This is a genomic window from Tolypothrix sp. VBCCA 56010 (genome assembly GCF_050875635.1).
Taxonomy (GTDB): Bacteria; Cyanobacteriota; Cyanobacteriia; order Cyanobacteriales; family Nostocaceae; genus Hassallia.
The window spans coordinates 131,646-143,225 of the sequence record NZ_JBPAOH010000002.1 but is presented as its reverse complement, the minus strand read 5'-3'; the positions used below and the strand labels follow the sequence as shown (position 1 = coordinate 143,225).

Below are 11,580 nucleotides of genomic sequence, written 5' to 3'. Positions count from 1 at the left end.
CCTCCCCCCTCTCCCCCTCCCCCACCCAAATGCTTACAATTTTCGTCACCCTACTAGCTTTATACGTTGCTTTCAACTTGGGAGCAAATGATGTTGCTAACGCGATGGGAACTTCTGTAGGTTCCAAAGCTGTTACCCTAAGACAGGCTTTGATAATTGCTGGGGTCTTAGAGTTTACGGGTGCTGTATTGTTTGGGCAAGAGGTATCAGAAACACTGGCAACGAAAATCGCCAATCCCGCTTTATTTGTCGCTGCACCGCAAATGCTTTTAACTGGGATGGTGACGGTATTAATCGCGTCTGGGGTGTGGTTGCAAATTGCCACCTCACGCGGTTTACCTGTATCTTCTTCTCATGCGGTTGTTGGTGCGATCGCTGGATTTAGTTGGGTAGCTTTAGGAGTTAACGCGATTGATTGGTCTTCAATTAAGTTAATTACCCTTGGTTGGATTGTCACCCCTCTGATAAGTGGTGCGATCGCCGCTTTATTTTACAGTCAAATCAAGCGCTGGATTTTGGATCAACCTAATCAGATAGCGCAGTTAAAAGAATGGATTCCTTGGTTGAGTGCATTGCTGCTGGGGATATTTGGAGTAATTGTCCTACCCTCTTTGAGTCAACCTCTGACAAATTTTTTAATTGAGCAATTTAATTTAAATATACCTGCCCACGACATGCCAATTTTCACAGGTGCTGTAGCAGCAGTGGGACTGACTTTCTATAGCTTACGAGAATTGGAGGACAAGGGAGACAGGGAGACAAGGGGACAAGGGGACAAGGGGGCAGGGGGACAAGGGGACAAGGAGGACAAGGAGGACAAGGAAGAATCTTTTCCCGATTACCCATTACCCATTACCCATTCCCGATTACCCATTACCCATTCCCCACTCCCCACTCCCCATTCCCCACTCCCTACTCCCTATTCCCCACTCCCCAATCCCATCGAACGCTTATTCGGTAAATTTCAACTTTTGAGCGCTTGCTTTGTGGCATTTGCTCATGGTTCTAATGATGTGGGGAATGCGATCGCACCAATGGCAGCGATCGTTTACATTAATACTACTGGCACAGTTCCAATAAATGGCATTACGATCCCCATCTGGATTTTAATACTTGGCGGTGTTGGTATTGTCGCTGGTTTAGCGATTTGGGGCAAAAAAGTTATCGCTACTATTGGCGAAAGCATCATTTCCCTACAACCTAGTAGCGGATTCTGCGCCGAACTCGCTACAGCCACCACCATCCTGCTAGCCTCCCGGTTGGGTTTACCCGTTTCCACCTCCCATGCCCTCGTTGGCGGCGTGGTTGGCATCGGACTAGTACAAAATCTCAAGTCGATTCAATTTCAAACTCTCAAAGGAATCGCCGGTGCATGGCTAATCACAGTCCCCCTCAGCGCAGCCCTCAGCGCTGCCATCTTTACACTGCTGAGTGCTAAGTTCTGGTAGGGAGATGGGGAGAGGGGGGGATGGGGAGAGGGGGGGACAAGGAGAGGGGGAGAGTATTAAATTTTGAATTCTCCTTGTCTCCTTGTCTCCTTGTCCCCCCCTCTCCCACTCCCCCACTCCCCCACTCCCCCACATCCAAAGCAGGGCATTTGGCACAAAGGCTTTTAATTCAGTAAAATGATTTTCAGGCAAAGGGGATATTTTTATTCCCACCAAAGAATATTTTCATCCAGATTTGGGATGAAAGGTGTAACGCAATTGACATTCTACATAAATTTACAGATAGGTTTGAGAATTTCGACAATTGCATTAAGCCAAACGTAAAAAACGCAGAAATCCGTAAGTCATTGATAATTGCTATTGCCGCTAAAAGAATAGATATCTATTTTTGATGATATTTTTTTCCGGATAAAAATATCACTTGAAACTAGCTGATTTCAATAGAACTTACAGAATAGTAGTCTGTGATGCACCAATTAATGGGAATCTCGTGTATTAAATGTCAAAACAGTAGGGCAAATTATCCGGTTTGCGGTTTGCTGTGTTGAGCATCACAAAATTAAGTTAAAACGCATAAGTCCTGTTAAAATTTTTAGTTTATCTGACAAAATACAGGGAATAATATGAGTGCTGAGGAATTCCACAAAAAGCTGCATTATCGTCAAGGGGTCAGAGGTTAAAGACTAATGGGGCGATTTGAGAACCGACCAGAAAACCCGCGTGCAAGAGGCGAAATATCTAGGGCAGCAGAAACTGCCTTGTGGGGTGTAGTTGAGGATTTGCAAAGCCTCCAGCAGAATATGCTCAAATCCTTACAAGAAGATATAAATAGGCTGGAGTCAGACAAAAAACATCTAGCTGATGAGATTAAACGGCTGCAAACCGAAAAAGAACAGCTACAACAGACCAAGCAAATAACTGAACAACAAGCTTTGGTGCGTCAATTGGCGCAAGTTTTAGCAAATCATATATCTTCTCAATTACAATCTTCGCTTTCGGCTTTAGCTAATCAAGCAATCGAGCGCGATTTAAACCAAGGAAATGCGATCGCCGCAGGTATCGCGTCACATGAGGCTAACAGTAATATTGTTACAGAAATTAATAAAAATACTGAGCAACTGATTGGCAGTCTAGATGATACCCTAACTATCACCTTGAAGTTACTCCAACAAGAGTTAAATAACCATCAAAGTGGTATTTCTCAACAGTTGTCTCGGATGCAAAGCCGACAGCAGCAAGGGGAAGCGATGTTGGCAGAATTAACCAATCGGCTTAACAAGGAACTGGAAAAAAAAAGTTTAATTACACCAGTTACCCCAACGAAGTCTGTTGAGTTGACAGTTTCTGAGCAAAAACAGCAAAATGTCATAAACACTTCTCCAGCCAAAGAAGTCAAAAAACCCGCCGAACCACTTTCTGTTATTCCTAAAGAAACATCGACCAACGGAACTACATTATCTGTATCTTCTGTACCAGAAAAAGAAGTCAAAAAACCCACCGTTGAGCCAACTTCTGTTATTCAATCGGAAACATCGAGAAACGGAACTACATTATCTGCGTCTTCTGTACCAGCCAAAGAAGTCAAAAAACCTGCCGTTGAACCAACTTCTGTTATTCAATCGGAAACATCGAGCAACGGAACTACATTATCTGGGTCTTCTTTGCCGGTGTCAGAGGTTAAGAAACCTGCCGAACCAACTTCTGTTCCCAAAGAAACATCGAGCAAGGGAACTACATTATCTCAGTCTTCTTTGCCGGCATCAAATAACACTAAGGCAAAGCCACCAGAGGTGAAAAAAGACCCGAAAGAGCCTATTTCTGTTCTTTCCAGGGAACTAAGCGACGCTACATTACCCCCATCCCCTCCGCCAGAAATCAAGGTAAAGCCAAAAGAGGTGAAAAAAGACCCGAAAGAGCCTATTTCTGTTCTTTCTAGGGAACTGAGCGAAACTACACCATCTCCTTCTCGTCAGCCACAACGACCCTCTGGTGGCGCTGGAGGCTTATCGCCCATGCAAATGGGTTTATTGCTGATTGTATTGTCAACGGTGTTGTCGTCGCTTTACAACGTCGCTATTAAGGCAATTTTTCAGCCAAATTCCCTAATTTTAGGTGCGTTTCAAGTTGAGCAGTTGATATCGCCGACGTTGGGAAATTCTCTGTTAATTTTGATGCTGAGGATGATGGTGGTTGTACCGCTAATGTTAGTTTTAGCGCCGATGATGCATCAGCGAGTGTGGCAAGATTTACATTCCTTGGCTGGCTCAGTACGGGGAAATCCAACTCCCTCGAAAGCAAGTACGCGACAGGTGTTGATATTGTCGGTTGTGAGTGGATGCTTTTTGTTTTTGTCTCAGTTGCTGATATACTTGGCGATTGGACAAGTACCAACGGGGATGGCGATCGCGCTTTTCTTTATTTATCCGATGATTAGCGGACTATTATCTTGGTTTATGTTTGGCGATCAACCAACATTAGTTCGTATTGGTGCGATCGCCGTGATTTTTCTCGGTGAATTGTTGATGTTGGGTGGGTCAGCTCAAGTCGGTATTGGTAATAACTATGTAGGAAGTATCAGTGCGATCGCTTCAGGAGTCAGTTTCGCTATTTACGTAATTCTGACGCGGATTTGTGCTGCTAAATTGCATCCTGTCACATTTACTTTAATTAACTTCGCTACTATGCTATGTTTGTGCTTCATCGGTTTGATGTTGCCTTTACCAACTAGCTCAAGTTTGATAGTTGATCCCAATCGCTTATTAGAACTTATCTTAAGCGCTTTTATCTTGGGTGTAATGACTTTGGCATCTTATGTGTTAAATAACGTGGGAATTAGCAAAGTTAGTGCAACCCGTGCAGCGATATTCGGAGCCAGTGTCCCAGTTTTAACCGTGATTTTCGCCGGCTTAATTATTCAGGAAACCTTATCAATCGTTCAGGCTTTAGGAGTCTTGCTAATTACCTTTGGTGCAGCCGCATTTAGCTTAGAAAGAATACGCGCATCCTAGGGACAAGGGGGCAGGGGGCAGGGAGACAAGGGGGACAAGGGGGCAGGGGAGGCAGGGGGGCAGGGGAGGCAGGGGGGCAGGGGAGGCAGGGGGGCAGGGGAGGCAGGGGGAGCAGGGGGAGTTAAAATTACCAATGCCCAATGCCCCATGCCCAATGCCCAATGCCCAATGCCCCATGCCCAATGCCCAATGCCCCATGCCCAATGCCCTACGCAGTTTTCATAACTTAACAAAAATCAGCTTTTTTTGACAAAGCTATATTTCATTCACTACACAGGTAATTGACAAACTGCTGTATCTTAAATGCTGCAAGCATCTGTAGTTACTTTTAAAGTAAAAGCACTTAGCTAGACCATTCGTCCTCATGCGAAAATGCAATTAATGGTAGTGCTGCATAAGTGAAACAAGCTCAAAAACTGCATATATTCCTCTTTAACGCCCCATAAATTTTTTGTAGGGATCAAATCGACCGTATTGAGATTTGCGGATGTTGTTGAGGTTTAAGTAAGATGCACTCTTTAACTATACTAACATTAATAGCTGTGTCTGTGTGTTATAAAGTACGGGTAATTTTACGTCATACTACCAAGAATACTCAGAAATAACGCATAATTAAATAATCTGAAGTGAAGATATTGCCTTCAGTCGGGTGTATACTACTTACTTTCCTTTAGCTGATAACTGTGTAAACGTGCTATTCATCTGTCTGTAATATGAGTAACGACATAGATCTGATCAAACGTCTTGGTCCGAGTGCGATGGATCAGATCATGCTTTATCTTGCCTTTAGTGCCATGCGGACTAGTGGGCATCGGCATGGGGCGTTTTTAGATGCGGCAGCAACGGCAGCAAAGTGTGCGATTTACATGACCTATCTGGAGCAGGGACAAAACCTGCGAATGACAGGACATTTGCACCACCTTGAGCCGAAGCGGGTGAAAATCATTGTTGAAGAAGTAAGACTTGCGCTGACAGAGGGCAAGCTGTTGAAGATGCTTGGTTCGCAAGAACCGCGCTATCTAATTCAGTTGCCTTATGTGTGGATGGAAAAGTTTCCTTGGCGACCGGGGCGATCGCGCATTCCGGGTACAAGTCTGACTTCTGACGAAAAAAGGCAAATTGAACAAAAACTGCCGCATAACCTGCCTGACGCCCAATTAGTCAGTTCTTTTGAGTTTTTAGAACTGATTGAATTTTTGCATAAGCGATCGCAGGAAGACTTGCCCGAAGAACACCGTATGGGTTTGAGTGAAGCTTTAGCGGAGCATATCAAGCGCCGTCTGCTATACTCAGGCACGGTGACAAGGATTGATTCTCCTTGGGGAATGCCTTTCTACGCTCTCACCCGTTCTTTTTACGCTCCTGCTGACGATCAAGAGCGTACATACATCATGGTCGAAGATACCGCTCGGTATTTTCGCTTGATGAAAGATTGGGCAGAACGGCGACCAAATTCGATGCGAGTCTTGGAAACAATGGATGTCCCACCAGAGCGATTAGAACAGGCTCTGTCAGAATTGGATGAAGTTATCCGCGCTTGGGCGGATAAATATCACCAAGAGGGTGGAGTTCCCATGATTTTACAGATGGTCTTTGGTAACAAAGAAGACTGATAATTAACAGCGATTAGCAATTCGTTGCGCTAATCGCTTTAATTTCTAAGGGGATTTGTGGGAAGTGGGTTACTCTCAAAAGTCGGTTGGATATCTTGCGATCGCGTTGCCGGTATAAACGAAGGTAAATAACCGCTGACCGCTCGGTCACTCGCATCAATACAATTATCCATCGCTTGCACAGGAGCAGAGTCAGTTTCCGCACGCAAACCTACAACACACTGGGCGAAACGCACTGGCAACAAACTGCGACTACAGTAATTTAAAGCAGCCGAGTTCACAGTTTCTTTAACATTTGCACTGATACCGACCACGCAAGTGGCTAAATCTTCCGGACGCCTTGCTTGGTTACAAGATGCGAGTGCATCCGTCGCTGCAACTTGCGTTTGTTTCTGAATTCTCGCCACGCACAGAGACAACTCTCTCGGACGCAGTGCGTTTGCACAACCTTGGGACGCAGCATCGGCAGTTACGCCGACACTTAAAAGGCGACCAGCACAAGCACGGTAATCATTCGTGTAAGAGGCTGTGACAGCCATACCAGGTAAAGGCATTGCCATCCATCCAGCCACAGCCAAAGCTGGGGCGAACAAGCGAATAGTTTTATTTTTTAGCATTTTCAAGGCATAACTTCCGTGTTTATTCGGTCTAGTGCTGATTTTTTTTGCGATCGCTAACATTGCCATTCTCCAAACACCAAGCTTATGCTATCTCAAATTCAGGGAATGGGCATTGGGCATGGGGCATGGGGCATGGGGCATGGGGCATGGGGCATTGGGCATGGGGCATGGGGCATGCGGGAGCCAGTGCGTTGGGGAGGCAGTGCGTTGGTAAGGCAACGCGGTCATGTTCGTTACCACGCGGCTATGCCTCAAGTCGGGAAACCCGCCCACGGCACTGGCTCCCCATGAGCGACTGCCGCAAGGGTTTCCCGGCACTCACGCACCTGCCGTCGGGGATGCCGACTTGAAGCATAGCCGCGTCATGGGGCATAGGGCATGGGGCATTGGGGCATAATCCCTTTGTGAAATACGTCTAGCTTCTTTTTATTCTCATTGCCCATTGCCCATTGCGATAAGGCCCATTGCCCATTGCCCCATGCCCCATTCCCCAATTTGATATAAAAATTAATAATTTCTGGAAATAATGTTTTCCACCTATTTATAATGGTATGTCTGGGTAAAATTAAACAGGATTTAGATTAAGGAAACACATGTCCCGATATAGAGGACCACGCCTCAGAGTTACTCGCCGCTTAGGTGACTTACCAGGATTAAGTCGTAAAAGCGCTAGACGCGCTTATCCCCCTGGTCAGCATGGTCAGAACCGCAAGAAGCGCTCTGAGTATGCCATCCGTCTAGAGGAAAAGCAAAAGCTCCGCTTCAACTACGGTCTGACCGAAAAGCAATTGCTACGTTATGTACGCAAAGCTAGACGTGTTACCGGTTCTACCGGACAAGTGCTGCTGCAATTGCTCGAAATGCGCTTGGATAACACCGTTTTTCGCATGGGTATGGCTCCCACCATTCCAGCGGCTCGTCAGTTGGTAAATCACGGTCACGTAACTGTTAACGGTCGTCCCGTGAATATTGCCAGCTATCAGTGCCGTCCCGGAGAAGAAATTGCGGTCAGAAACCGCGAAAATTCACGCAAGTTGGTAGAAGCTAATTTGCAATATCCCGGTTTAGCTAACCTTCCCAATCATCTAGAGTTTGATAAAAACAAGATGCAAGGCAAAGTTAACGGTGTGATTGAGCGTGAATGGGTAGCGCTACAAATTAATGAACTGCTCGTGGTTGAGTATTACTCACGTCAAGCTTAATGAGTTAGGAGTTAGGAATTAGGAGTTAGGAGTTAACATCTTTCAACTCATAACTCATAACTCATAACTCATAACTTGTTTCATCCGCCAATTTGCGACATGGTGCGAGAATAAACACCGATTGTTCCCGTGTCGCGTCCTTTAAAGTTGATTTCTGGCTTTATTGCCAATAAATGTTTAACCTGCTCCCGCAATTTGGCGGTGCTGATACCGGCGCGGAGAGCAGTTTTCAAATCAAGTTGCTCGCTTTCATTTAATAAACAAGGACGCAGCCAGCCATCTGCACTCAAGCGCATCCGGTTACAGCGATCGCAAAAACACTCTGACATCTGACTGATAAATCCCAGTGTCCCCTTCGCTCCCGGAATTTGAAATACATCAGCAGGTCCACTACCACAAACTTGCGATTCTGTCAAACCCCAACATTCGCGGATTTGTTGGCGCAACTGTTCTGAAGAAACCCAACCGCGATCGCCAAATAATTGCGAATTGCCAATCGGCATAAATTCAATAAATCTAACGTGCCACTGTTTGTCAATGCTCAAAGCGGCAAGATCCAACACTTCATGGTCATTAACGCCGGGAATTATCACTACATTCAGTTTGAGCGGGTTGAATCCGACATGGTATGCTTGTTGAATCCCTTCCCATACATTTTGCCAGCGCGATCGTCCGCGATTGCCGATAATTTGGTCAAATATATCTGGGTCGAGAGAATCTAAGCTAATATTAATGCGTCGCAGACCTGCATCGTAAAGGTTTTGCGCCATTGACGCGAGTAAAAAGCCGTTGGTTGTCATTGAGAGGTCTTGAGTTTGGGGGAAAGATGCGATCGCTTCCACCAAATCCACCACACGCGGACGTAACAGCGGTTCTCCCCCAGTCAAGCGAAACCGCGTAAAACCAACGGGGATAAACACCTCTTGAATTAGGGTGAGTAGTTCCGCATCAGTTAATAGCTGTTGCTTGAGGATATAGTCTAATTCTGCCCCTTCCGGCATACAGTATTGACAGCGAAAATTACAGCGATCGATTAAACTTATCCGGAGGTAATCTACCTGGTTCATAATTTTATAGATTTATCTTCTAGTCTTGATTCACAAGACACGATTTTTGTCAAGCTATAAATACCCGCTTGCGATATAAATTTTACTGACGTTCTTTTAAGCTAACGTGAATTTCACTCGATTGTGGATTTGACACAACACAATCCGCCATAGGTTATAAACCTATGGCTAACAGCGCTCATTTCTATAAATAGGACTAAATAAGCTGTTCCACATTTAACGCAGCATAAAGTGGGCAGGCAAGATGCCTACCCCACAAAAGTTTGAGAAAATTAAATAAAGCAAATTAAATGTGGTTTAGCTTACTAGCTTTCATAGGAATCCGGTTTGATTTTTGAAAATATACGTAGGGTGCGTTGCGCTACCGCTAACCCACCAAAGCCTTGACAATGGTGCGTTAGGATGAAATCCGTAACGCACCCTACATACTTAATTTTGTTCAAAAATCAAATAGTAGTCCTACATATGGATTTCAGTCCATTTTAATGGATTTGGGCTATTAACCCAAGTTGCTAGTTATAGATTAGGCGATCGCAAGGTGTCATTTAAGCAATAAAATCCCCTCCAGGAATAAAAATCGGAGGGGTGTATGCTAAATGAAATAATTGCGATCTATGCTATCACTGATGACTTGTTAAAGGCGATTGGACATGATGAAGATTGTCGTCGTCATATGAGTGATGCAGAAATTATTACAACAGCATTAGTTGCAGCATTATTCTTTAACGGCAATCACAGTAAAGCTTGCAACTATATGAAAGAGCATAAATTTATTCCAGAAATGTTAGAAAAATCACGATTTAATCGGCGATTACACAGTGTTTCGATGCTAATTAATGATTTATTTCATCAAATAGGAATGATACTCAAAGAAACACGTGATTGTACTGAATATCTTTTAGACTCATTTCCTGTAGCATTATGTGATAATATTCGGATTTTCAATGTCAAAATAATCAAGTCAGAGCAATATCGGGGTTATATTGCATCTAAAAAACGTTATTTTTATGGAGTGAGAGTCCAATTATTAACGACTAAAAGTGGTATCCCAGTTGAGTTCGTTTTTATGCCCGGTAGTGCTTCGGATGTACGTGCGCTATTCTGCTTTACCATTAAACCTACCACCAGGTAGCGAGGTATATAGTGATGAGCGCGTACACTGATTACACTGCCGAAGACGACCTCGAACAAAGTAGCCAAATAGTATTAAAAGTAATGCGTAAAAATAATTCCAAGCGTCAAGATCAACCCTGGAATCATTATGTTAAGCAGCATACAAGGCATTATATTGAAACAGTTTTTAGTAGCATTACTTGTGTATTCCCAAGATCAATTCATGCTTGTACTTTGGAAGGGTTTTTGCTGAAGCTAGAAGCATTTATTTTTGCATTTACACTTCAACAAGCTTTTAGGAAATGAGTTTGATTTAATACTTAATTTTTTCAAATACTGGACTTTCGCTCTTAGTCAAAGTAGTGATTGCGCTAGGCGCAATCACTACTTTGGAGTCTGCGATCGCCTGAAATAGTATATTTGTATTTGATAACCCGCAACTTGGGTTATTAGCCTAGGACTTACAGTCCTAGGCAATATTCTAAGCTAACTAATTTCTCGCACTCAACTTATCTAAAAAATCAATTTTCACTGCCACATTGAATAAATCCTGTTTGGTGCTTGAGTTTTTAACCTCACCCTCATTCAAAGCAATAACATAAGGTTCACCATCAACTATCGCGATAATTGGTCCACCAGAAGAACCCGCAGCAGTATCGCAATCATGTAAAAGAAAATTCGCTTCTTCTTTCAAAATGCTGCAATCAGGTTGAAAACTTGCCGTCCATCCAGCACCAGCAGTAAAATATTGTTTATATTTTGCACCGGGAAAATCGCCAGAATAGCCGACGAAAAAGTATTTTTTCTGATTGCGAACAAGAGTTGAAGAAGCAACAGATTTTACACCTAAATAGCCGTACTTGCGACCAAGAGGCTTATTAATTTTCATCACAGCCCAGTCATTTGCATCGAGTTTCGCACCATCTTTGAAATTTGTGCCATAGACAACATCCACCACTTCTGCCACATCCCGCGTATCTTGTACTTCACCATCAATCACATTTGGCAAATATTGAATTCTCTGGCTTAACTTACCATTTTCCGGGTCGATGACGCAGTGGGCATTGGTCAAAATAATATCTTCGGCAATTAACGCTCCCGTGCAATGATAACTATTAGCATCCGCTGTAGTACCTTGCACTCGTCCAATAGTTGACCAAGGATATTTTCTGCTCAACATCGGGATGCGGTTATCGAAACCAATGGTTCCCCGTGTCCCACCACCTTCATTAGGTTTTGCAGATTGACCAAGCCCAGATGGTAAAAAAGGTTTAACACTGCCTTGGATTTTTAACTTACCTGCATCTTTAAAGCTGGTAAACTTCGGTGGGGTAGTTTGTTGTGCTTGTGTTTGTGCTTGTGCTTGCACTGATGCCCAATAGCCCAAGGTTGCAACACCGAGAATTGCTGAAAAAAATAGTGCAAAAGGTTGTTTAGTCATGAAATTATTACTCCTTTGTTAGTTAACTCATTTAACTCGTTCCCACGCGGAGCGTAGGAACAAACCTC

10 protein-coding genes and 1 pseudogene are annotated in these 11,580 nt (G+C 44.0%); 6 read left to right on the top strand and 5 right to left on the bottom strand.

What is annotated here, in order from left to right; genetic code table 11:
• Positions 1-29 precede the first annotated feature (29 nt).
• On the top strand, positions 30-1,448 hold the full coding sequence (locus AABK37_RS01250; RefSeq protein ID WP_432549804.1) for an inorganic phosphate transporter: 1,419 nt from the start codon (positions 30-32) through the stop codon (positions 1,446-1,448).
• On the opposite strand, the gene AABK37_RS01245 is transcribed toward AABK37_RS01250, so the two are convergent.
• On the bottom strand, positions 1,377-1,640 hold the full coding sequence (locus tag AABK37_RS01245; RefSeq protein WP_432549800.1) for a hypothetical protein: 264 nt from the start codon (positions 1,638-1,640) through the stop codon (positions 1,377-1,379). The genes AABK37_RS01250 and AABK37_RS01245 overlap by 72 nt on opposite strands.
• A 494-nt stretch (positions 1,641-2,134) precedes the next feature.
• On the opposite strand from AABK37_RS01245, the gene AABK37_RS01240 reads away from it, so the two are divergent.
• The gene (locus AABK37_RS01240) at positions 2,135-4,456 is read left to right on the top strand and encodes an EamA family transporter (RefSeq protein ID WP_432549799.1); all 2,322 of its coding nucleotides are present in this window, start codon (positions 2,135-2,137) and stop codon (positions 4,454-4,456) included.
• Positions 4,457-5,169: 713 nt separating this feature from the next.
• The gene (gene hetR / locus AABK37_RS01235; protein ID WP_432549798.1) at positions 5,170-6,069 is read left to right on the top strand and encodes a heterocyst differentiation master regulator HetR; all 900 of its coding nucleotides are present in this window, start codon (positions 5,170-5,172) and stop codon (positions 6,067-6,069) included.
• Positions 6,070-6,107: 38 nt separating this feature from the next.
• Here hetR and AABK37_RS01230 read toward each other — a convergent pair whose 3' ends face one another.
• Both AABK37_RS01230 and AABK37_RS01225 read right to left on the bottom strand, forming a co-directional pair.
• Complete coding sequence (locus AABK37_RS01230) at positions 6,108-6,749, bottom strand: hypothetical protein (protein ID WP_432549797.1); 642 nt, start codon at positions 6,747-6,749, stop codon at positions 6,108-6,110.
• 27 nt (positions 6,750-6,776) lie between these two features.
• Entirely contained in the window at positions 6,777-6,917 is a 141-nt protein-coding gene (locus AABK37_RS01225; protein ID WP_432549796.1) for a hypothetical protein, read from the bottom strand.
• On the opposite strand from AABK37_RS01225, the gene AABK37_RS01220 reads away from it, so the two are divergent.
• Entirely contained in the window at positions 6,916-7,086 is a 171-nt protein-coding gene (locus AABK37_RS01220; RefSeq protein WP_432549795.1) for a hypothetical protein, read from the top strand. The genes AABK37_RS01225 and AABK37_RS01220 overlap by 2 nt on opposite strands.
• Before the next feature lie 196 nt (positions 7,087-7,282).
• Entirely contained in the window at positions 7,283-7,891 is a 609-nt protein-coding gene (rpsD, locus tag AABK37_RS01215; protein WP_039752579.1) for a 30S ribosomal protein S4, read from the top strand.
• Positions 7,892-7,971: 80 nt separating this feature from the next.
• On the opposite strand, the gene moaA is transcribed toward rpsD, so the two are convergent.
• Positions 7,972-8,958 carry a GTP 3',8-cyclase MoaA gene (moaA, locus tag AABK37_RS01210; protein WP_432549794.1) on the bottom strand — a complete coding sequence of 329 codons (987 nt, stop codon included), beginning with the start codon at positions 8,956-8,958 and terminating at the stop codon, positions 7,972-7,974.
• A 589-nt stretch (positions 8,959-9,547) separates the two neighbouring features.
• On the opposite strand from moaA, the pseudogene AABK37_RS01205 reads away from it, so the two are divergent.
• Positions 9,548-10,377 (top strand): annotated as a pseudogene (locus tag AABK37_RS01205) (IS982 family transposase).
• A gap of 184 nt (positions 10,378-10,561) precedes the next feature.
• Here AABK37_RS01205 and AABK37_RS01200 read toward each other — a convergent pair.
• Positions 10,562-11,512, bottom strand: coding sequence for a trypsin-like serine peptidase (locus AABK37_RS01200; protein WP_432549793.1), 951 nt, complete (start codon positions 11,510-11,512; stop codon positions 10,562-10,564).
• Between the last annotated feature and the right edge of the window lie 68 nt (positions 11,513-11,580).

Coding starts and splice junctions, on each gene's coding strand:
- AABK37_RS01250 (WP_432549804.1), top strand. CDS start 30: ATGCTTACAATTTTCGTCACCCTACTAGCTTTATACGTTGCTTTCAAC.
- AABK37_RS01240 (WP_432549799.1), top strand. CDS start 2,135: ATGGGGCGATTTGAGAACCGACCAGAAAACCCGCGTGCAAGAGGCGAA.
- hetR (WP_432549798.1), top strand. CDS start 5,170: ATGAGTAACGACATAGATCTGATCAAACGTCTTGGTCCGAGTGCGATG.
- AABK37_RS01230 (WP_432549797.1), bottom strand. CDS start 6,749: ATGTTAGCGATCGCAAAAAAAATCAGCACTAGACCGAATAAACACGGA.
- AABK37_RS01220 (WP_432549795.1), top strand. CDS start 6,916: ATGTTCGTTACCACGCGGCTATGCCTCAAGTCGGGAAACCCGCCCACG.
- AABK37_RS01225 (WP_432549796.1), bottom strand. CDS start 6,917: ATGACCGCGTTGCCTTACCAACGCACTGCCTCCCCAACGCACTGGCTC.
- rpsD (WP_039752579.1), top strand. CDS start 7,283: ATGTCCCGATATAGAGGACCACGCCTCAGAGTTACTCGCCGCTTAGGT.
- moaA (WP_432549794.1), bottom strand. CDS start 8,958: ATGAACCAGGTAGATTACCTCCGGATAAGTTTAATCGATCGCTGTAAT.
- AABK37_RS01200 (WP_432549793.1), bottom strand. CDS start 11,512: ATGACTAAACAACCTTTTGCACTATTTTTTTCAGCAATTCTCGGTGTT.